At 69.4% G+C, this 20347-nt stretch carries 19 protein-coding genes; 8 read left to right on the top strand and 11 right to left on the bottom strand.

Annotation, left to right across the window (positions count from 1 at the left end; all coding sequences use genetic code 11):
* Nucleotides 1–761: type 1 glutamine amidotransferase (locus tag GAS53_RS18390; protein ID WP_151478830.1), on the bottom strand; the 761-nt coding region annotated here is incomplete at its 3' end.
* A 165-nt stretch (nucleotides 762–926) separates the two neighbouring features.
* Between GAS53_RS18390 and GAS53_RS18395 the strand changes: the two genes are divergently transcribed.
* The 7 genes from GAS53_RS18395 (at nucleotide 927) to GAS53_RS18425 (ending at nucleotide 8971) form a co-directional block, all read left to right on the top strand.
* Nucleotides 927–2417: an aldehyde dehydrogenase gene (locus GAS53_RS18395; RefSeq protein WP_151478714.1), complete on the top strand. Its 1491-nt coding sequence runs from the start codon at nucleotides 927–929 to the stop codon at nucleotides 2415–2417.
* Complete coding sequence (locus GAS53_RS18400) at nucleotides 2414–3169, top strand: gamma-glutamyl-gamma-aminobutyrate hydrolase family protein (RefSeq protein ID WP_225858976.1); 756 nt, start codon at nucleotides 2414–2416, stop codon at nucleotides 3167–3169. The genes GAS53_RS18395 and GAS53_RS18400 overlap by 4 nt, the downstream gene beginning before the upstream one ends.
* Nucleotides 3170–3203: 34 nt before the next feature.
* On the top strand, nucleotides 3204–3755 hold the full coding sequence (locus tag GAS53_RS18405; protein ID WP_151478715.1) for a YciI family protein: 552 nt from the start codon (nucleotides 3204–3206) through the stop codon (nucleotides 3753–3755).
* A gap of 176 nt (nucleotides 3756–3931) precedes the next feature.
* Nucleotides 3932–4351, top strand: a complete 420-nt coding sequence (locus tag GAS53_RS18410) for a helix-turn-helix transcriptional regulator (protein WP_151478716.1) — start codon at nucleotides 3932–3934, stop codon at nucleotides 4349–4351.
* Nucleotides 4352–4361: 10 nt separating this feature from the next.
* Entirely contained in the window at nucleotides 4362–4778 is a 417-nt protein-coding gene (locus GAS53_RS18415; protein ID WP_151478717.1) for a VOC family protein, read from the top strand.
* 252 nt (nucleotides 4779–5030) lie between these two features.
* Nucleotides 5031–7424 carry an ATP-binding cassette domain-containing protein gene (locus GAS53_RS18420; RefSeq protein ID WP_151478718.1) on the top strand — a complete coding sequence of 798 codons (2394 nt, stop codon included), beginning with the start codon at nucleotides 5031–5033 and terminating at the stop codon, nucleotides 7422–7424.
* 365 nt (nucleotides 7425–7789) lie between these two features.
* Nucleotides 7790–8971 (top strand): MalY/PatB family protein, encoded by a 1182-nt coding sequence (locus tag GAS53_RS18425; RefSeq protein WP_151478719.1) that lies wholly within the window; start codon nucleotides 7790–7792, stop codon nucleotides 8969–8971.
* Nucleotides 8972–9258: 287 nt separating this feature from the next.
* Here the strand turns inward: GAS53_RS18425 and GAS53_RS18430 are convergent, their stop codons facing one another.
* Both GAS53_RS18430 and GAS53_RS18435 read right to left on the bottom strand, forming a co-directional pair.
* Nucleotides 9259–9465 (bottom strand): hypothetical protein, encoded by a 207-nt coding sequence (locus tag GAS53_RS18430; RefSeq protein ID WP_151478720.1) that lies wholly within the window; start codon nucleotides 9463–9465, stop codon nucleotides 9259–9261.
* Nucleotides 9466–9488: 23 nt separating this feature from the next.
* Nucleotides 9489–10142: a maleylpyruvate isomerase N-terminal domain-containing protein gene (locus GAS53_RS18435; RefSeq protein WP_151478721.1), complete on the bottom strand. Its 654-nt coding sequence runs from the start codon at nucleotides 10140–10142 to the stop codon at nucleotides 9489–9491.
* A gap of 400 nt (nucleotides 10143–10542) precedes the next feature.
* On the opposite strand from GAS53_RS18435, the gene GAS53_RS18440 reads away from it, so the two are divergent.
* The gene (locus GAS53_RS18440; RefSeq protein ID WP_151478722.1) at nucleotides 10543–12117 is read left to right on the top strand and encodes a carbohydrate-binding protein; all 1575 of its coding nucleotides are present in this window, start codon (nucleotides 10543–10545) and stop codon (nucleotides 12115–12117) included.
* 219 nt (nucleotides 12118–12336) lie between these two features.
* On the opposite strand, the gene GAS53_RS18445 is transcribed toward GAS53_RS18440, so the two are convergent.
* The 8 genes from GAS53_RS18445 to GAS53_RS18480 all read right to left on the bottom strand — a co-directional run bounded on the left by GAS53_RS18445 (nucleotide 12337) and on the right by GAS53_RS18480 (nucleotide 20165).
* The gene (locus GAS53_RS18445) at nucleotides 12337–12909 is read right to left on the bottom strand and encodes a MarR family winged helix-turn-helix transcriptional regulator (RefSeq protein ID WP_151478723.1); all 573 of its coding nucleotides are present in this window, start codon (nucleotides 12907–12909) and stop codon (nucleotides 12337–12339) included.
* Between the two features lie 136 nt (nucleotides 12910–13045).
* Nucleotides 13046–14545: an APC family permease gene (locus tag GAS53_RS18450; protein ID WP_151478724.1), complete on the bottom strand. Its 1500-nt coding sequence runs from the start codon at nucleotides 14543–14545 to the stop codon at nucleotides 13046–13048.
* A gap of 9 nt (nucleotides 14546–14554) precedes the next feature.
* Nucleotides 14555–15400, bottom strand: coding sequence for a fumarylacetoacetate hydrolase family protein (locus tag GAS53_RS18455; protein WP_151478725.1), 846 nt, complete (start codon nucleotides 15398–15400; stop codon nucleotides 14555–14557).
* A gap of 12 nt (nucleotides 15401–15412) precedes the next feature.
* Nucleotides 15413–16357, bottom strand: coding sequence for a 3,4-dihydroxyphenylacetate 2,3-dioxygenase (locus tag GAS53_RS18460; RefSeq protein WP_151478726.1), 945 nt, complete (start codon nucleotides 16355–16357; stop codon nucleotides 15413–15415).
* A complete protein-coding gene (locus GAS53_RS18465; RefSeq protein ID WP_151478727.1) occupies nucleotides 16350–17810 on the bottom strand; it encodes an aldehyde dehydrogenase in 1461 nt (486 codons plus the stop codon). The genes GAS53_RS18460 and GAS53_RS18465 overlap by 8 nt, the downstream gene beginning before the upstream one ends.
* A gap of 127 nt (nucleotides 17811–17937) precedes the next feature.
* Nucleotides 17938–18750 (bottom strand): acetoacetate decarboxylase family protein, encoded by an 813-nt coding sequence (locus tag GAS53_RS18470; RefSeq protein ID WP_151478728.1) that lies wholly within the window; start codon nucleotides 18748–18750, stop codon nucleotides 17938–17940.
* Between the two features lie 12 nt (nucleotides 18751–18762).
* Nucleotides 18763–19971 carry an NAD(P)/FAD-dependent oxidoreductase gene (locus tag GAS53_RS18475; protein ID WP_151478729.1) on the bottom strand — a complete coding sequence of 403 codons (1209 nt, stop codon included), beginning with the start codon at nucleotides 19969–19971 and terminating at the stop codon, nucleotides 18763–18765.
* Between the two features lie 5 nt (nucleotides 19972–19976).
* Nucleotides 19977–20165, bottom strand: a complete 189-nt coding sequence (locus GAS53_RS18480) for a ferredoxin (protein WP_151478730.1) — start codon at nucleotides 20163–20165, stop codon at nucleotides 19977–19979.
* Nucleotides 20166–20347: the final 182 nt, after the last annotated feature.

Consider the following 20347-nt stretch of genomic DNA (forward strand, 5'->3'; position numbering starts at 1 on the left):
TACGCCCGCTGCCGTGACGCCTCACGCGACGCACGGGTCTCGGCGATCAGCCGGTCGGGGTCCACACCGTGCGCCGCGGCCTGGCGCCGGCCGCCGAGCTCCAGCCAGCGCAGGAGTGTCGCCTCGGTGATCTCGGGGTGGAACTGCACGCCGAGCGCCCGGCCGACCCGGAACGCCTGCGGACCGACCGGGCCGCGGGCCAGCTCCACGGCTCCCGGCGGAATCACGAACCGGTCGAAGTGCCACTGGAACCATGGGCCCGCCGAGATCAACTCCGACGTGCCGGTCTCAGAGATCTCGACAGCGTCGGCGGTCCTGGTGGGCAGGGTGGTCTCGACGGGCCGGGCAGTCGTGGCGGGCCGGGCGGGCCCGTCGGTCCCGGTGACTTCTACGGCCATCCAGCCGATCTCGGGGTTCGGCGCCCGCTCCACGCTTCCGCCCAGGGCGGTCGCCAGCGCCTGGGCTCCGAAGCAGATGCCCAGGACGGGGATGTCCGCCGCGTGTGCGGTGCGCAGCAGGTCCAGTTCGCCGTCGATCCACGGACCGACCGCGGCGCGGTCGTAGACCGACCAGGGGGCTCCGAGCAGCACCAGCAGGTCGTGGCCGAGCGGGTCGGGGAAGGCGAAGTCCACCGCGGGGGCGTGGTGCCGGTCCTCGGGCACGACGGTCAACTCGTCCAGCGCGTAGCCGAGTTGGACGAGGCGTTCACCAACAGGGCCGGACAGCGACGCGTGGTCGTGGCGTACGACGAGGGCGCGCACGTGAGTTCTCCCCTTCTCGGCGGCACCGGGCGGCCACCGGCTGCGGGCCGGACACATCGGCCTCGGTCGGGTTGACCTCGAACGGGTCAGCTCTTGTGGTCCGTGACGTCCCGACGATATCGTTTGACTCCAAACATATCGTATCGCGCACTCCGGGAGACACCCATGGCGGACGGCACCCACGACGACTGGCTGCGCCGCGCCAAGGCGCTGACACCGCCCGCGGCCCATCACATCGACGGCACCGAGGAGCCGGGCGGCGGGCGGACCTTCGCGGTGGTCTCGCCTCGCGACGGCCAGGTGCTGGCCCGGGTCGCCGACGGCGGCGAGGCCGAGGTGAACGCCGCGGTGGCAGCCGCTCGCCGGGCCTTCGACTCCGGCCCCTGGCCGCGACTGGCGCCTGTCGACCGGGGCCGGGTGCTGCTGCGCATCGCGGACCTGCTGGAGGAACGGCGTGCCGAACTCGCTCTGACCGTCAGCCTGGAGATGGGCAAGCCGATCACGGACGCGTACGACATCGAGCTGCGTGCCGCCGTCAACACCTTCCGCTGGTACGGGCAGTTGGCCGACAAGCTCACCGACGAGTCCCCGCACACCGCGCCGGACGCGCTCGCGCTCGTCACGCGGGAGCCGGCCGGGGTCATCGGCGCGGTGGTGCCGTGGAACTTCCCTTTGACGCTGGCGAGTTGGAAGGTGGCCCCGGCACTGGCGGCGGGCTGCACGGTCGTGCTGAAGCCGTCGGAGAACTCTCCGCTGTCCGCGCTGCTGCTCGGCCGCCTGGCGACCGAGGCCGGGCTGCCGCCAGGTGTCCTGAACGTGGTCGCGGGTGACGGGCCGACCGCCGGACGCGCGATCGGTCTGCATCCGGACATCGACGTCCTCGCCTTCACCGGCTCCACCGCCGTCGGACGCCACTTCCTGCACTACGCCGCCGACTCCAACCTCAAGCGGGTCTGGCTGGAGCTGGGCGGCAAGTCGCCCAACATCATCCTTCCGGACGCCCCTGACCTGGAGAAAGCCGCCGCCACCGCCGCCTGGGGCATCTTCTTCAACCAGGGCGAGATGTGCACCGCCCCCTCCCGGCTGCTCGTCCACTCCTCGATCGCCGAGCGCGTCACCGAGGCCGTCGTGGCACGGGCCCGGGAGCTGCGGGTCGGTGATCCCCTGGACCCCGGCACCGAGATGGGCGCCCTGGTCGGCGAGGGCCACCTGGATCGCGTACTGGACCACATCGGCGGCGGTCTGGAGCAGAGCGCCCGGCTGCGCACCGGCGGCACACGCATACTCACCGACTCCGGCGGCAGCTTTCTGGAACCCACCGTCTTCGACCGGGTCGGCCCGGGGACGCGACTGGCCCGGGAGGAGATCTTCGGCCCGGTGCTGTCCGTGCTCGCCTTCGACGACCTCGACGAGGCCGTCGCGCTCGCCAACGCCACCGAGTACGGGCTCGCGGCCGGGCTGTGGACCAGCGACCTGTCCACCGCGCACCAGGTCTCGCGCGCGTTGAAGGCCGGCACGGTGTGGGTCAACTGCTACGAGGAGGGCGATCTGACCGTGCCCTTCGGAGGCATGAAGCAGTCCGGGAACGGCCGGGACAAGTCCGCCCACGCCCTGGAGAAGTACACCGAACTCAAGACGACCTGGATCCAGTTGTGACGACGCTCGTGACACCTCCCAGCAGACCGCTCATCGCGATACCCGCCCGTTTCGCCGCGTCCACCTCGGCCCTGCGATACGCCGCCGAGGTCAACGCCCGCGCCCTGATCGAGGCCGTATGGCGGGCCGGCGGAGAGCCCGTGACCATCCATCCGGCCGACCCCGCCGACACCGATGTGGCGGCCCGGATCGCCCGCTTCGACGGCGTACTGCTCCCAGGCGGCGGCGACCTCGCCCCGCGCCGCTACGGCGCCGCCGACACCCACGACAGCGTCTACGACGTCGACGACCTCCAGGACGCCTTCGATCTCGAAGTCGCCCGCCAGGCACTGGGCTTGGGGTTGCCCCTGCTCGCGATCTGCCGTGGTCTCCAGGTCGTCAACGTCGCCCTCGGCGGGACCCTCCACCAGGACATGGGCGGTCCCGCCGGCGAACACCGGCACGTCGTGCACCCGGTGGCGATCCGGCCCGGCTCACTGCTGGAACAGGCCGTCGGGTTGGGGAAGGTGGAGGCATCCTGCTATCACCATCAGAGAGTGGACCGTACGGGCACCGGCCTGACGGTCACCGCCCGCGCCGCCGACGACACGGTCGAGGCGCTCGAACTCCCCGGCGCCAAAAGCTGGTTCACCGCCGTCCAGTGGCACCCCGAGGACACCGCGCACCACGACGAGACCAACCAGAACCTCTTCGACGCGCTGGTCCGCGCCGCCGGCACCGCACGGCGGGCCTGCGTCGCCCAAACCAGTTGAGATGCTGCCCTACGGTGCGGAAGGGTCCATGGTCATGGAGTTCTTCTGTTACCACCGCGATCGGCCCGGATCCCTGCCGCTGCGCGACGAACTGCTGGAAGAGCACTGGTCCTACATGGACCGGTACGAGAAGGAGATGATCGCCCGCGGCCCGACCCTCGCCGACGACGGAGACACACCCACCGGCAGTGTGCACATCGTCGACCTGCCGGATGCGGCCGCCGCCCGCGCGTTCGCGTTCGACGAGCCCAACTACCAGGCCGGCGTGTACCGGGACGTGCTGCTGCGCCGGTGGCGCAACATGCTGGGGCGCACCATGTGGGAATTCCCCGGTGGCCGAACTGATGGCAACCGGTACCTGGTGCTCGGCCTCGGCGCGGGACAGGACGCCGACCTCAACCTGCCGCCCGACCAGGACGAGCTGATCGCGTACGGGCCGCTGCTGTCCGACGACGGCACCGCCTGGCTGGGTACAGCGGCACTGGTCCGAGCGCCGGACCCGGACACGGCACGCGCCGTCCTGACCCCGGACCGGTACGACGGCATCGAGGTCCACAATTGGTGGTTCGGCGGGCGGTCGTCCTGAACGGGCCGACACGGCGGCACGCCGCCTGAGCACATCCACTGAGCAGCGCCGGGAGGCCCCGGAGTCAGCGGTCATCGGCCCACTCCCGGCACGGTCCGGAGCACCGCCCCGATGGGCGAACCCGGGCCTCCACGGCGCCGCCACCGGCGGTGACGGCGTTGTGGGATGCTGGGCGAGTGACATTGGAGGACCTCGTCCGGTTGCGCCGGGCCCGTGACCGGATGGACCGCGACTACGCGCAGCCGCTCGACGTTCCGGCGCTGGCGCGGGCCGCCCTCATGTCGCCGGGCCATTTCTCCCGCAGCTTCCGCGCCGCCTTCGGAGAGACGCCGTACAGCTATCTGATGACGCGCCGGATCGAGCGCGCCAAGGCGCTGCTACGGCGGGGTGACCTGACGGTGACGGAGGTCTGCTTCGCGGTCGGCTGTACCTCGCTGGGATCGTTCAGCTCGCGGTTCACCGAGCTGGTCGGCGAGAGCCCGAGCTCGTACCGGGCCCGCCGCCATGACGAGGGCGCCGCCATCCCGGCCTGCGTCGCCAAGATCCACACGCGACCGGTCAGGAATGGAGAAGCCAAACCCACCCGCCGTCCGTAGCGTGGAACGCATGGACATCAAGCTTTCAACCTGCTTCATCGCCGTCGACGACCACGACAAGGCGCTCGCCTTCTACCGGGACGTTCTCGGCCTGGAGATACGCAACGACGTCGGGTTCGAAGGGATGCGCTGGGTGACCGTCGGCTCGCCGTCGCAGCCGGATGTGGAGATCGTCCTCGAACCGCCCCTCGCGGACCCGAACGCCTCTCCCGCCGACAAGGAAGCCATGGCGGAACTGCTGGCGAAGGGCATGCTGCGCGGTGTCATCTTCACCACCGACGACGTCGACGCCACCTTCGAGCGCATCAGCGCCGCGGGCGGCGAGGTGCTGCAGGAGCCGGTCGACCAGCCGTACGGCGTCCGCGACTGCGCCTTCCGCGACCCCTCCGGCAACATGCTGCGCTTCAACCAGTCTCGCAAGCAGTGAGCTCTGATCCCGCGAACCGGACACTGCTCTCCCGGCGAACCGAAGCGCCACCAGTGCCCCGGCCGGGATGCGATCTGCTCAGGTGATCACCTGGTGCGCGCCGGACACGGCAAGGACGTCGTAGCCGATCCGACGGCCTTCCAACCGGGACCGCGTCAACCAAGGGAACCAGACGTACGAAGCTGGTTAGATCGAGCGAGGCGACGCCGACGGAGACTGCGAAGGCGGCCCCGAGTTACAGATGGAGACAGGATGAGCATGGCCACGAGGACGGACACGCAGTCGCCTGCGCTGCACGTTGCCGACAGCCACGATCTGATCCGCGTGCACGGAGCGCGCGAGAACAACCTCAAGGACGTCAGCATCGAGATCCCGAAGCGCCGCCTGACGGTGTTCACCGGCGTCTCCGGCTCGGGCAAGAGCTCGCTGGTGTTCAACACCATCGCCGCGGAGTCGCAGCGGCTGATCAACGAGACCTACAGCGCCTTCCTGCAGGGCTTCATGCCGACGCTGGCGCGGCCCGAGGTCGACGTACTGGACGGGCTGACGACCGCGATCACCGTCGACCAGCAGCGGCTGGGTGCCGACCCCCGCTCCACCGTCGGCACCGCCACCGACGCCAACGCGATGCTGCGTATCCTCTTCAGCCGGCTCGGCCGGCCGCACATAGGCCCGCCCAGCGCGTACTCCTTCAACACCGCCTCGGTCCGGGCGAGCGGTGCGATCACCGTCCAGCGCGGTAACAAGACCAAGGCCGAGAAGGCGACCTTCGAACGCACCGGCGGCATGTGCACGCGCTGCGAGGGCCGCGGCAAGGTCTCCGACATCGACCTCACCCAGCTCTACGACGACTCCAAGTCGCTGTCCGAGGGCGCGTTCACCATCCCCGGCTGGAAGTCGGACAGCCAGTGGACCGTGGGGCTCTACGCCCAGTCGGGCTTCGTCGACCCGGACAAGCCGATCCGCCAGTACACCAAGAAGGAGATGCAGGCCTTCCTCTACGGCGAGCCGGTCAAGATCAAGGTCAACGGCATCAACCTCACCTACGAGGGCCTGATTCCCAAGATCCAGAAGTCGTTCCTGTCCAAGGACAAGGAGGCGATGCAGCCGCACATCAGAGCTTTCGTGGAGCGGGCGGTCACCTTCACCACCTGCCCCGAGTGCGACGGCACCCGGCTCAGCGAGGGCGCCCGGTCGTCGAAGATCAAGAAGATCAGCATCGCCGACGCGTGCACCATGGAGATCCGCGACCTGGCCGAATGGGTCCGCGACCTCAAGGAGCCGTCGGTGGCACCACTGCTCACCGCCCTCCTGGGAACCCTCGACTCATTCGTGGAGATCGGCCTCGGCTACCTCTCGCTCGACCGCCCGTCGGGCACGCTGTCGGGCGGCGAGGCACAGCGGGTCAAGATGATCCGCCACCTCGGCTCCTCCCTCACCGACACCACCTACGTCTTCGACGAACCCACCATCGGCCTGCACCCCCACGACATCCAGCGGATGAACGACCTCCTCCTCCGCCTGCGGGACAAGGGCAACACGGTCCTCGTCGTCGAGCACAAGCCGGAGGCGATCGCGATCGCCGACCACGTCGTCGACCTCGGCCCCGGCGCCGGCACGGCGGGCGGCACGGTCTGCTTCGAGGGCACCGTGGAGGAACTGCGGGCCAGCGACACCATCACCGGCCGCCACCTCGACGACCGAGCCACCCTCAAGAAGACGACACGAAAGCCCGCAGGCACGCTGGAGATCCGAGGCGCAACGGCGAACAACCTCCAGAACGTCGACGTCGACATCCCGCTGGGGGTGCTCTGCGTGGTCACGGGCGTCGCAGGCTCCGGCAAGAGCTCCCTGATCCACGGCTCGATCCCGGCGTCCTCGGGCGTCGTCTCGGTCGACCAGGCCCCCATCCGCGGCTCCCGACGCAGCAACCCGGCGACGTACACCGGACTGCTCGACCCGATCCGCAAGGCGTTCGCCAAGGTCAACGGCGTCAAGCCGGCACTGTTCAGCGCCAACTCAGAGGGCGCCTGCCCCACCTGCAACGGCGCCGGCGTCATCTACACCGACCTGGCCATGATGGCCTCGGTCGCCACCCCCTGCGAGGACTGCGAGGGCAAGCGATTCCAGCCGGCAGTCCTCGAATACACCCTCGGCGGCAAGGACATCAGCGAGGTGCTCGCGATGTCGGTGACCGAGGCCGAGGAGTTCTTCGCCACCGGCGAGGCGAGCACACCGGCAGCGCACCGAATCCTGGAACGCATGGACCAGGTGGGCCTGGGCTACCTGAGCCTGGGCCAGCCCCTCACCACGTTGTCGGGCGGCGAACGCCAGCGCCTCAAGCTCGCGACACACATGGGCGACAAGGGCGGCGTCTACGTCCTCGACGAGCCCACCACGGGCCTCCACCTCGCCGACGTGGAGCACCTGCTCGGCCTCCTCGACCGCCTGGTCGACTCCGGTAAATCAGTAATCGTCATCGAGCACCACCAGGCGGTCATGGCCCACGCCGACTGGATCATCGACATGGGCCCCGGCGCAGGCCACGACGGCGGCCGCATCATCTTCGAAGGCGCCCCCACCGACCTCGTCGCCGCCCGCTCCACCCTCACCGGCGAGCACCTCGCGGCCTACGTCGGCACCTGACCGAGGCCCTCGCGGACACCGTGAGACGAGTTCTCTCATCTGTTTCGACTCGTCTCACGGTTCACGGGTGCGGGTTGTCGCCGTAGTCCTCGTCGCCGACCACCCTGCGGACGAGCGTGCCCGCGTCCAGAGCATGGGCAACCATCCGCGCGGCCGGCACCGGCTCGATCGCGAAGTCGAGGGCGTCGGGGACTCCGGCGGCCCGGGGGTGGTCGTCGTCAGCGGTCCACGAACGCGGTTCGCAACCGGCAGGCGCAACTTCCTTGCTGAATCGCGATCCACACTGGGTGACTCTTTGCCACTCCGAAGGCGGATAGCACAAGAAAGGCAAACAATGCGCGCGACATGCGGTCTATTTTCGCTTCATGGATGACTCATTGAAGGACCTCACTGGAACTCGCGGCGTGAACCCACTGCGGCAGCTGTCTCTGGAGCAGCTGCGGCAGCGCACGAGTATGAAGTGGACGACCTACCAGGACGACGTATTGCCACTGTGGGTGGCGGAGATGGACGTGCCGGTCGCCGAGCCCGTAGCACGAGCCATCCACAGTGCGGTGGAGCGCGGAGATACCGGGTATCCGGCCGGAACCGCCTATGCCGAGGCATTCGCGGACTTCGCCGCGCGACGTTGGGACTGGGACGACCTGGCTGTTGAGCGGACGGCGATCGTCCCTGACGTGATGCTGGGCATCGTCGAGATGCTCAAGTTGGTCTCCGGCCCCGGGGACCCCGTCGTGGTCAACTGCCCTGTGTATCCGCCCTTCTTTCAGTTCATCCGCAACGACGGCCGGCCGGTTGTCGAGGCGCCGTTGACCGAGGAAGGGCGGATCGACCTGACCACCCTGGAGGTCGCATTCCAGAAAGCCACCGGTCGCGGCGGGCGGCCGGTGTATCTGCTGTGCAGTCCGCACAATCCGACCGGCACCGTACACACCGCCACTGAACTGACCGATGTTGCCGAGCTTGCGCGCCGGTACGCCGTGCGCGTGGTGGCGGACGAGATCCACGCTCCCATCGTGGCTGCCGGCACCTCCTTCGTTCCTTACCTGAGCGTGCCGGGCGCGGAGAACAGCCTGTCGGTGATGTCCGCCTCCAAGGCATGGAACCTGGCCGGTCTCAAAGCCGCCCTCGCCATCGCTGGCCCCGAGGCCGCCGACAACCTGGCCCGCCTCCCCGAGGAAGTCAGTCACGGCCCCAGCCACCTCGGCGTCATCGCCCATACCGCGGCTCTACGGGAGGGCGGTGCCTGGCTCGATAGCCTGCTGGCCGGACTGGACGAAAACCGTCATCTGCTCGGCGATCTACTGTCCACCCACCTGCCCGCCGTGCGCTGCCGCCCAGGCCAGGCCACCTACCTGGCCTGGCTGGACTGCCGGAAACTGGCCCTTGGCAACGACCCGGCGGCCGTCTTCCTGGAACGAGGCCGGATCGCCCTCAACTCCGGGATGGCCTTCGGGCCGGGCGGAGCGGGGTTTGTCCGTATGAACCTGGCCACCTCCCCGGAAATCCTCGCCGAAGGGGTCCGCAGGATGGCCTCCGTACTGTGAGCTCGTCGACTCGAAAGGGACGTGACGGGTAGCCTCTGCGGTCCGCTCAGCAGGACTGCGTAGGTAACCGCCCGTCCTGTGCGCCGCCGCAGAGCCGTGCCGCATCTCAGAGGCCGGCCCATGCGATCCGTCTTCGGCCACTCTTGGTCTCACTGACGAGCTCCCGATGCCCCAGGAGGGGGTCCCAGCCAGGCGGGGCGAGAAGCGGGCCTGGGCATTCGGTTCCGCGCGTCTCTCAGCCCATTGGCATCTCAGCGATGAGTTCATGCGCAATTGTCGGTACCGGGTCAGGGCCGGGGTTGGGCGAACAGGCCGGGCTCGATCTCGGCGCGGCGGGCCCGGCCGAACGCGGCGTACCCGCAGGCGCCGGAGCAGACCAAGCAGCAGGCGACCCGAGCGTTCTCGATGCGGCCGACGGTGTCGGTGCGCCGGCACCGCACACCCACGGCCGCGGTGCCCCTCCGCGGGTACCTGGTCTCGTCGACCACCCGCACCGCCTCACCGTGGCCGGGCTCGTTCAGCCGAGCACGAGTGGGATCTTCGCTGCCAGCTCACCCAACGCGGCCTTCTCGGCGTCCGTCGGAGCGCGCCGTCCGGTCCCGACCAGCAGCGCGTCCTTGTCGGAGAACGACGCCGGAATCGGTGCCCCGGCGATCTCTTCCAGCGACGCGCGGGCAGCCGCGAGGGTCTCGGCGGGCGGTTCGGCGGCCGCGGGAAGGTGCGCGATCAGGTCGAGGTGGTGCAGCGCCCATTCCATGACATACGCGGACAGGTAGTCGCCGACGGTCAGCACCTTGTCCTGGGTGCTGACGCGGACACCCGGGTCGGCGAGTTCGGCGGCGCGCCCGGCGGCGGAGCCGACGTCGTCGAAATGGAACTTGAGCCACCGCGGCTCGCCGTACGCGGCGGCCAGCCGGGGGATCAGCGCGTCGAGCGGGTCCTCGCCGGTCGGGGGTTCGACGAGGTTCCAGTAGGTGACCGAGTCCGCGGTCGGTTCGGTTTCGGCGGGCGTGACGAGTGTGATCAGGACGTCCTGGGCGTCGATGATCAGGTGGCACACCAGGTCCCGCACGAGCCAGCCGGTACAGCCGGACGGCCGTTCCCAGTCCTGGTCGGAGAGTTCGTCGACCGCCGTGCGCAATGCCGTCCAAGAGTGTGAGAAGAGATCCACTCCGGCAAGGTAGTCCCGTTCGGGAACGGCGGACAAGCGGATAAGGCCGGCCGACTCGCGTACCCGGACGGTCGGTTCGTGTACCCGGATCCAGCCCCCTCACCCCGACCGCCTCATTCATGTCCATGAATAAGGATCAAGTACCAGTCTATTGACGCGTTCACGGCACGCATTTAGCGTCCCATGGAAAGCGCTTTCCCTGCCCGGATGCGGGATCCGGCTGTTGGGCCCGTTCATGTGGTCGAACCGCTGCCTCGTCATGCCCGCAACACCACAGAGAGGGGTCAGCCCATGCGTCTGCCCTCGTGGCGCCGGACCGGACATCACCGCCGCACGGTCCCTCGACCGCTCCTTTCACCGGAGCCCTGGTCGGACGAGCCAACCAACATGGAGACAAACGATGCAACTGAGACCAGTCATCGCGTGCGTCGGCCTGCTGGCCGGTGCGCTCGTCGCGCTGTCCGGCACCACGGCGCAGGCCGCGTCCACCCGTTATGAGGCCGAGAGCTCCCCGGCGGTCTGTACCGGCGCCATCGACTCCGACTGGGCCGGCTACTCCGGCAGCGGATTCTGCAACGCCGACAACGCGGTAGGCGCGTACGCACAGTTCACCGTGAACGCCCCCGCCGCGGGCACGGCGACCCTGAGGATCCGCTTCGCCAACGGGACCACCGCCGCACGGCCCGCGAGCCTGACGGTGAACGGCTCGTCGGCCACGTCGGTGTCGTTCGAGGGCACCGGCGCGTGGGGGACGTGGGCGACGAAGACGCTCACGGTGCCGGTGAGTTCGGGCAGCAACACCATCCGGCTCAGCCCCACCGCCGCCGCCGGCCTGCCCAACATCGACTACCTCGAGGTCGAGACGAGCGGCGACAACCCGGCGCCGACGGGCCCCGCACTGTACGTGGCGCCGAACGGCACCGACGGCGCGGCCGGAACGGAGTCGGCCCCGACGACGCTCACCTCGGCGATCTCCCGCATCACGCCCGGCGGGACGATCTACATGCGCGGCGGTACCTACCGCTACTCGCAGACGGTCACCATCCCGGCGGGCAACAACGGCACCGCGAGTGACCGCACCGAGTTGACCGCCTACCCGGGTGAGACGCCCGTACTGAACTTCTCGGCCCAGAGCGAGGCCACGTCGAACCGCGGACTTGCCGTCAACGGGTCGTACTGGCACGTCAAGGGCATCGTCGTCGAGCGCGCCGGTGACAACGGGATCTTCGTCGGCGGCAGCAACAACATCTTCGAGCGCACGGTGACCCGCTACAACCGTGACACCGGGCTGCAGCTCTCGCGGATGCTCTCCAGCACCCCCAGCAGCCAGTGGCCGTCCAACAACCTCATCCTCAGCGCGGAGTCGCACGACAACGCCGACTCCGACGGCGAGGACGCCGACGGCTTCGCCGCGAAGCTCACCTCCGGTCCCGGGAACGTCTTCCGCTACGCCGTGGCCCACAACAACATCGACGACGGCTGGGACCTCTACACCAAGACGGACACCGGACCCATCGGCGCGGTGACGATCGAGGACTCCCTCGCCCACGACAACGGCACCCTCAGCGACGGCTCCCAGGCCGGCAACGGTGACCGCAACGGCTACAAGCTCGGCGGCGAGGACATCGGGGTCGACCACGTCATCCGGCGCAACATCGCCTACAACAACGGCAAGCACGGGTTCACCTACAACAGGAACCTCGGCACGATGTCGGTGTCGGACAACGTCAGCATCGACAATGACGAGCGCAACTACTCGTTCGACGGCGGCACTTCGGTGTTCCGGAACAACGTCTCGTGCCGTAGCGGCAGCGGGTCGAACGACAGGATCGTCGGTAATGCCGACAGCTCGAACCAGTTCTGGTCCGGCTCGAACGGGTCCCGGTGCTCCTCGTACTCCGGCGCCCTGAACTGGTCCTTCGCCTCGGACGGCCGCCTCGTCGTGACCTTCGGCGGCAGTCGGACAGCGCCGTGACCTCGAGGACGGCCCCGCGAGCGGCCGGCCATGACCGCGGCTCGCGGACCGTCCGGTCGAACGGGCCGAAGGTACTGACCCGGTCGACGGTCTGACGTCGCTGATGACCCTGGCCGGCGCATCCCGTTCGTCCGGATGGGCCGGCCGCACACCTCCGCCGCCTTCGGGCCCCATCCTTCAGACCACAGGCTTCAGACCCCGGGCTTCAGACCGCGGGTCTCATGCCTTGGGTCGACGCCCGCTGCGGCGCGGGGCCGGCTCGGCGCCGTCGAGGAGCTCCAACCGGCGTTCCTCGCCGAAGGATTCGACCTGGACGACGATCCGGCGCAGCGCGTCCGCGGTCGTACGGCACTCCTCGTCGCTGAGCGGGGCGGCGACGAAGGCCTCCTCCGCGTTGAAGGCCGGGAAGAGGCTCTGCATCAGGGCCTCGCCCTCGTCCGTGAGACCGAGCAGGACGCGGCGGCCGTCCGAGGGGTGCTCGGAGCGCCTGACCAGCCCCCGCGACTCCAGCGTGCGGGCCACCCCCGTGAGCGTGCCCTTGGAGATCCCGGCCTCCTCGGCGACGAGCCGCGTCTCCGTCTCGCCCGAGATCCACACCACCCACAGCACGACGAACCCGGTCCACGTCAGGTCGGAGCCCCGCAGTACGGAGTTCTCGACGTGCTGACGGACCGCGGACGCGGCGCGGTAGATGTTCGCGACGACCGCCATCTGCTCGTGCCGGATGGGGGTGTCGCCGAGCTTGGCCTTGACGAGTTTCTCGGTCTCGATGATGGATCGCTGCCCGACCACTGAACCCCTCCGATGCGCGCCGCTGAATCGTTCGGAGTCAAATTATACGTGTAACGTGCGGCCACCATACGGCCGGATGCCTCGGTTCTCCCGAGGCATCCGGCCGTACGCGTGTCGCGAGGTGACGCGGGCCGGGTCAGGCGTCGGCCTCGCGGGCAACCGGTGCACCGGCGTCCGCTGCCCGCACCGCCGCCGCCCTCCTCGCGTACGGCAGCCGGGAGAGGCCGACGCAGAGGAGCAGCACGGCCGGCACGGTCAGCGCGAGCCAGGCGGCCGTGGCGGAGTCGCCGCCGATGAGAGTGGTGAAGTTCTCCAGGATCAGCCAGATGGCACCCGCGGTGCCCGCCGCGCCGAGCAGGGGCGCGATCAGTGTGTTCCAAGGGCGGGTGTCCAGCCGCTCCCGCCGGAAGAACACGACGACCGACAGCGAGGTCAGGAAGTACAGCAGTGTGATGGCGAGGACGGCGATACCGCTGAACCAGGAGAACAGGGTGAGCACGGGGTCCTTGCCCGCCAGTGCGAACGGCACGACCAGCAGCGCGGCGGTGGCGGTCTGCATGGCGCCCGCGGCCCACGGCGAGTGCCGGCGGTTGAGGGTGGACAGCCGTGCCGGGAGCAGTCCGTCGCGGCTGAGCGAGTAGAAGTACCGGTTCGCGGAGTTGTGGAAGGCGAGGATGCCCGCGAAGAGGGAGGTGGCGAGCAGGAAGGGCAGCACGTCGTTCGTCCAGCCGCCGAACAGGTCCGCGACCGGGCCGAAGACGAAGGCCGTCGAGTCTCCGCTCTCCAGCGCCTGGCCGGCCGCCGCCCCGCTCTTGGACACCCCGTAGGAGGAGATGAGCATCCAGGAGGTGAAGGCGAAGAAGGCGGTGACCACGGCCACCGAAAGGTAAGTGGCCCTGGGGACCGTCTTCTTGGGGTCGCGGGCTTCCTCGCCGTAGATCGCGGTGGCCTCGAAGCCCAGCATCGAGGCCAGGGCGAACATCAGGGCCACGCCCGGCGCTCCGTCCAGCGCCGCAGAGACCGAGAAGCTCTCGGCCGGCGCCAGCCCCTCGGGGCCGCCGCCCTTGAAGAAGGTGACAAGACCGAAGGCCAGCAGGATGCTGAACTCAGCCAGCACGAAGACCGCGAGCACCTTCGCCCCCAGCTCGATGCCCGCCGCGCCGAGCACCTGGACGACCGCCATGGTCACCAGCGCGGCCGCCCACCACGGCACACTGACGCCGGCGTACTGGTCGAACAGCCCGCTCACCACGGCCCCGTACAGCCCGTACATCGCCGCCTGGATGGTGCTGTAGGCGAGCAGCGCCACGCCCGCGCTGCCCGTTCCGGCGGTCCTGCCCAGGCCCTTGCCTATGTACGTGTAGAAGGCGCCGGCGTCGACGACGTACCGGCCCATGGCCACGAATCCGACGGAGAACAGCAGCACGATCAGGCCTGCGATGGCGTACGCCGCCGGGGCGCCGGGCCCGTTGCCGATGGCTACGGCGATCGGGACGGCACCGGCGACGCCGGTGAGCGGCGCCTGGGCAGAGAGCACGAAGAAGAGGATGCCCAGGGCGCCGAGCGCGTTGCGCTTGAGCCCCGTCCGCGTGGCCGCCGTGGCCTGCGCGGTACTGGTGACAGCGGTCGTGTCCATATCGCTTACCTACCTTTTCGGGGGCCTGATGCCGCGGAACTCCCAGTCGCCGCCGAGCGCGGTGGAGAGCACTTCCTCCGACTCGGTGGGCTGGGCCCCGACGTCCGTGCGGATCGGAATCGGGCCGGTGACGATGTGGTTGCTGAGCCGTCCCAGGCCCTCGACCTCGACCTCGACGACATCGCCGGGCTGGACGGGGCGGGAGTTGGCGGGGGTGCCGGACAGCAGGACGTCGCCGGGGTAGAGGGTGATGGTGCGGGCGATGTCGGCGACGAGATAGTGCATGTCCCACTCCATCTCGTCGGTCGAACCGTCCTGCACCACCTCGCCGTTGACGTAGGTCCGCAGGTACTTGCCGTGGTAGTCCCAGTCGGTGACCAGGCCGGGGCCGAGCGGGCAGAGCGTGTCGGAGCCCTTGACGCGGAGCATCGAACCGGCGTCGGTGTCGCGGAAGTCGTGCAGGCCGTAGTCGTTGGCGACGGTGTAGCCCGCGATGTACTCCCCCGCCTCCGCCTGCGAGATGTTGCGCGCGGTCTTCCCGATGACGATGGCGACCTCGCCCTCGTAGTTGAGCCACTTGCAGCCCTCGGGGCGGACGATCGCGCCCTTGTGGGCGTTGAGGGCCGAGGTCGGCTTGTGGAAGTAGGTCGGGGTCGGGGTGAGCCGGATCTGGAACTCCTCGACCCGGCTGCGGTGGTTGAGGTGGACCGCGATCACCTTGGAGGGGACCACGGGCGGCAGGTGCTGGACTTCGTCGATCTTGACGTGGCGGCCGTCGCCGGCGATCAGTTCGTCGCCGTCGCGGACGGTCTCGGTGACGGCTCCGTCGAGGAGGACGCGGCGGTACTCGGGCATGCGTGGGCCTTCCTAGGCGCGGCTGTGGGGGGTACGCGGGCCGGGGGACGTGGGGACTCCGGTGCCGGTCCAGCCCTCGGCCGGGCGGTCGAACCAGAGGTGGGCCTGGCCGGTGCCGACGGAGTTCTCGTACTCGCCGTACTGGCGGCCCTTGGCGACGCAGGCCTGCTCGCCGAGGGCGCCCGCCATCATCAGGTAGTGGAAGAACTTCGCCTCGGGCTTGTGCTTCCAGAACTCGTCCATGGAGTCGAGGACCTTGTCGTGGCGGCCCTCCTTGAACCAGGCGATGCGCTCGTAGTCGGCCTCGCGGGCTTCGGGCGTGAAGATGTGGCTCGGGTCGCTGGCCTCGTGGTCACGGATCTCGCGCAGCGGCCAGAAGGTGTGGGAGAACGCCCCAGAGGCGATGAGCAGCACCCTGCGCCCGGGGGTGGCGGCGATGCCGTCGGCGAGCGCGCGGCCCAGGCGCAGATGGTCCTCCATGTCGCCGGTCTGGCAGACGCCGATGGTCACCCACTTCTTGTCGGGCAGTCCTTCGCCGAGGAACTTCCAGAGGTTGATGGTGGCGTAGTAGATCGGCAGGTAGTCGTCCTCGATCGCGGTGATCCAGGTGCCGTGCTTGTCGGCGAACGAGGCGATGTTGTGGGCGAGTTCGGGATCGCCCGGGAAGTCGTACGGCATGCGGCACATGCCGCGCGGCAGCTCCTCGGAGGTGAAGAGCCCGGCCCGGCGCTGCTGGGCGGTGACCACGAACTCGACGGTGGTGGCCCAGTGCGAGTCGAGGACCACGACGGTGTCGTAATCGCCTGCGGCATCGGATTCGAAGACGTCCTTACGCAGCTGCCGCAGGCCGGTGACGAGGGTGATCTCCTTGCCCTCGTTGAGCTCCAGCCGCTCGGCCTCGGGCAGCACGATGGTGGGCACATGGGCCAGCAGGCCCGCCCCGACGATTTCACCCATGGCTGTTCCATCCGTTCGGGGCGGTGACGGTGTTCTTGAGGTCGCAGTAGAAGTCGAAGCTCCAGGTGCCGCCCTCGCGTCCGACACCGGAGTGTCGGGAGCCGCCGAAGGGTGCCTGAAGGTCGCGTACGAAGAAGCAGTTGACCCAGACCGTGCCGGCGACGAGTTGCTCGGTGACGCGCTCGGCGCGCTCGTGGTCACCTGTGGCGAGGGTCGCGGCGAGGCCGAAGCGTGTGTCGTTGGCGAGGCGAACCGCCTCGTCCTCGGTGGTGAAGGTCTGCAGGGTCAGGACGGGCCCGAAGACCTCTTCCTGGACGATCTCGGAGTCCTGGGCGACATCGGTGAGGAGGGTCGGGCGGTAGTAGAGGTCCCTGTCCGCGCTACCGCCTATGACAGCGCGCGCCCCGGCCGCGACGGCCCGTTGCACGAAACCGTCGATCTTCTCCACCTGGCGGGGGTGGATGTTGGGTCCGAGGTCGGTGGCTTCGTCGCGCGGGTCGCCCTGCTCGAGAGTCTCGGACTTCGCCACGAAGCGTCGTGTGAACTCCTCGGCCACCGACTCCTCGACGAGGATGCGGGTCGCGGCCAGGCACACCTGTCCGGCGTTGTCGTACTGCTCGACCGCGAGGTCCACGGCGAGGTCGAGGTCCGCGTCGGCGAAGACCAACAGCGGTGACTTGCCGCCGAGTTCGAGGCTCAGCGGGGTGAGGTTGGCGGCCGCCGACGCCGCGATCCGCTTGGCGGTCGGCACCGAGCCGGTGAAGCTGATGCGGCGTACGTCCGGGTGCGAGGTGAGGGCGTCCCCGATCTCGGCGCCGTACCCCTGGACGACGTTGAGCACCCCGGCCGGGAGCCCGGCTTCGGCGGCGATGTCGGCCAGCAGGGACGCGGTGAGCGGGGACCACTCGGCGGGCTTGAGGATCACGGTGTTCCCGGCGGCCAGGGCCGGGGCGACCTTCCAAGTCGCCAGCATCAGCGGTGCGTTCCACGGCGTGATCAGCACGCACGGGCCCGCCGGGTCCCAGCTCACGTGGTTGGTGTGCCCGCGCGTCTCGAAGTCCTCGTGGTCGAGCCGGAGCAACCAGTCGGCGAAGAACCGGAAGTTGTGCGCGACCCGCGGCATCACACCACGCCGGTGCGACCGCAGCAGCGCCCCGTTGTCATGGGTCTCGACGATCGCCAGCTCTTCGATCCGCTTGTCCACCCCATCGGCGATGGCATGCAGAATGCGGGCACGTTCGGCACGCGGGGTGACCGCCCAGCCGGGAAAAGCCTCACGGGCGGCGACGACGGCGGCTTCAGCCTCGGCCGGCCCGCCGCGGGCGATCTCCCCGAGCACGCTCTGATCGATGGGCGAAACATCGGCGAACGTCTCGGCGGAGGCGACGCGTCGGCCTCCGATCCAATGCCGACTGTCGACGGAAACTCCGGCAACGACGATTTTCTCAGACATGAGAATGGCTCCAGATGTAGGAAAAGGGGATGGGAACGCCCCTGTAAGGGGCGCGGGGCTGTATCGATGTGCGGCTCCGCCGCGTGGGCGCGACAAGCCACAACGAACCCGCACAAACCCACCAGCCTCACCCGGCAGCCGCTCCCGACGTCCCGGCCTCCAACAGCCGACCGCCGTCCCAGACCACGCCAACTTGGCGGAAGTACGCAGCGATCGGCTCACGAACCTCCAGCCGCGCCAACTCCTCCCTGGGCGCCTCGAACAGCTCCAGCTCGGCATCGCCGACCCACGCCGGGCCGCCCTCGAAGGAGGCCGCCCCCGTCTCGATCAGCTCATCCAGAGCCAGCCCCTTGCCGTTCTCGATGGACGGCAGCCACCGGTGGTGAACCATCGGGTGGCCATTGACGAACCCGTTCGTCGATGACGGCTCGCGCAGGGTCACCACGGCCTGGGCAAGCCGCCGGTCAGCGGCGGCAAGGGTGGCCCCGAACCGCGCCCCCGTCTCGATCCGCGGAGCGGGCCCATACCGATGAGGCCGCGTCTGATGGATCGACCCGAGCTTCTTCGGATACCCCTGGTGCAGCCCGCGGGCTATCGCAAAGTCCTTGTCGACCCAGATGTAGACGCACCGCGAGTACGTCTGCCCCCGGTACGAGCAGCGCACGACCGCGAACGCCTCCTTGTACTGCGAGCGCACCGGATCGAGCAGTTCCTCGCCCGAGGCCGAGCAGGACTGCCAGTCGGCCCAGATCAGGGCAACCGCGCCGGGGTCCTCGTCGGCCAACTCCAGTGGTTCCGGCAGGAGTTCACGCACCCGCGAGGGATCCGTGCGGTATTCGACGGTGAGCAGGTCACCCGAGTACAGCCATGGAGGTGAGGGAATCAGCGACGACGACCCGGTCGCCGTCTTGGGGTGGAAGTAACCACGGACGCTGGCCATGACGTTGGTTCCTTACGCGGTGGGAGCGGGCTGCTTGAGGAGTTCGGCGCGGTAGCGGGCTGTCTTCGCGGCCGTCGCGGGGCCGCCGAGGGCGACGACACCGACCAGCCGGTCGTCGCGGTGGTAGCCGACCAGGACGTCACCGGCCGGGTCGCCGTCGAGGACCCGTACGTCGTCTCTGCCGAGCACCGGCGCGCCGAACGACTGGAGCCGGAACTTGTGCTGGTCGCTCCAGAAGGTCGGCAGCGGCGCGAACGGCGCCAACTCCGCCCCGGTGCCCGTCAGATGGGCGACGAGGGACTTCGCCGCGTGCTTGGCGGTGTCGGTGGGGATGGACCAGTGCTCGACGCGCCGAGGCACGTCGTCGTAGCGGGCGTTGGGGAAGCGGGCGACATCCCCGACTGCGACGACGTGGGGCAGACCGCCGACACGCAGGAAGTCGTCCGTGAGGACGCCGTCGGACAGATCGAGTCCGTTGCCGTCCAGCCACTCGGTGTTGGCGACCGAGCCGACGGACTCCACGACGACGTCGGCCGGCAGTTCGGTCCCGTCGTCGAGCACGACGCCCGTCACCCGGTCGGTCCCGGTGAAGTGCCGGACCGTACGGCCGAGCGCGAAGCGCACCCCGCGCTCGCGGTGCCGTTCGAGAAGCGAACCCGCCAGCAGCTCGCCCAGCGGGCCCACCATGGGCAGCGGCAGCGGATCGACGACGGTCACGTCCCGGACTCCGAGCCCGATGGCGGTGGCGGCCACCTCGCAGCCGATGAACCCGGCGCCGACCACGACCACGCGGGCGTCGGACCGGGTCAGCTCGTCGCGCAGACTCCGGGCGTCGGCGAGGGTGCGCACGGTGTGGCGACCGGCGAGTGGCCCCGCGCAGCGCAGCCGCCGCGGGCGCATGCCTGTGGCGACGACCAGACCGTCGAACGGGATCGTCGAGCCGTCGTCGAGTTCGACGACGCGGTCGGCCAGTCGCGCCGCCGTCACGGAAGCGCCGAGTCGCCACTCCACATCGGCCGCGGACGCCTTGGGCGTGAAGGCAAGGGACTCGAAGGACGCCCTGCCCGCCAGCACCTCCTTGGACAGCGGTGGCCGGTTGTACGGCATGTGCGGCTCGTCCCCGATGACGGTGACGGCCTCGGTCCAGCCGGCGGCGCGCATCTGCTCGGCGGCGCGCAGGCCGCCCAGCGAGGCGCCGGCGACGACGACACGACGGTTCACGGCGGTCAGCCCTCGACCGAGATGGCCTGCAGCGGACACACGTCCGCCGCTTCCTCGACGTCGTCGCGCAGCGCGTCGTCGGGCTCGGCGTCGAAGACGAGATGCCCGTCGTCGCCCAGCTGGAAGACGTCGGGAGCTGCGAAGACGCACTGTCCGTGGTCCTTGCATTTGGTGGTGTCGACGACGACCTTCACGGCCGGACCCCTCTCAGACAGGTCGTTTGGTTCCAAACAAAGTAGGGAGCGAAATCCGGTCGGTCAATACCTGACGAGCAGGAGAAAAATTGAGGGAGAACCCCTTGTGGAGACGTGAACCGATGCCTACCGTTTGGAGCCAAACAAATCAGCGGGTCGGTCCGTACGACCCGCTGCCCACA

The sequence above is a fragment of the Streptomyces albicerus genome (assembly GCF_008905045.1).
Lineage (GTDB): Bacteria > Actinomycetota > Actinomycetes > Streptomycetales > Streptomycetaceae > Streptomyces > Streptomyces albicerus.

Excerpts from the sequence above, each read along its gene's own strand:
- GAS53_RS18395 (WP_151478714.1), top strand. The coding sequence starts at position 927 with ATGGCGGACGGCACCCACGACGACTGGCTGCGCCGCGCCAAGGCGCTG.
- GAS53_RS18405 (WP_151478715.1), top strand. The coding sequence starts at position 3,204 with ATGGAGTTCTTCTGTTACCACCGCGATCGGCCCGGATCCCTGCCGCTG.
- GAS53_RS18415 (WP_151478717.1), top strand. The coding sequence starts at position 4,362 with ATGGACATCAAGCTTTCAACCTGCTTCATCGCCGTCGACGACCACGAC.
- GAS53_RS18420 (WP_151478718.1), top strand. The coding sequence starts at position 5,031 with ATGAGCATGGCCACGAGGACGGACACGCAGTCGCCTGCGCTGCACGTT.
- GAS53_RS18425 (WP_151478719.1), top strand. The coding sequence starts at position 7,790 with ATGGATGACTCATTGAAGGACCTCACTGGAACTCGCGGCGTGAACCCA.
- GAS53_RS18440 (WP_151478722.1), top strand. The coding sequence starts at position 10,543 with ATGCAACTGAGACCAGTCATCGCGTGCGTCGGCCTGCTGGCCGGTGCG.
- GAS53_RS18450 (WP_151478724.1), bottom strand. The coding sequence starts at position 14,545 with ATGGACACGACCGCTGTCACCAGTACCGCGCAGGCCACGGCGGCCACG.
- GAS53_RS18455 (WP_151478725.1), bottom strand. The coding sequence starts at position 15,400 with ATGCCCGAGTACCGCCGCGTCCTCCTCGACGGAGCCGTCACCGAGACC.
- GAS53_RS18460 (WP_151478726.1), bottom strand. The coding sequence starts at position 16,357 with ATGGGTGAAATCGTCGGGGCGGGCCTGCTGGCCCATGTGCCCACCATC.
- GAS53_RS18465 (WP_151478727.1), bottom strand. The coding sequence starts at position 17,810 with ATGTCTGAGAAAATCGTCGTTGCCGGAGTTTCCGTCGACAGTCGGCAT.
- GAS53_RS18470 (WP_151478728.1), bottom strand. The coding sequence starts at position 18,750 with ATGGCCAGCGTCCGTGGTTACTTCCACCCCAAGACGGCGACCGGGTCG.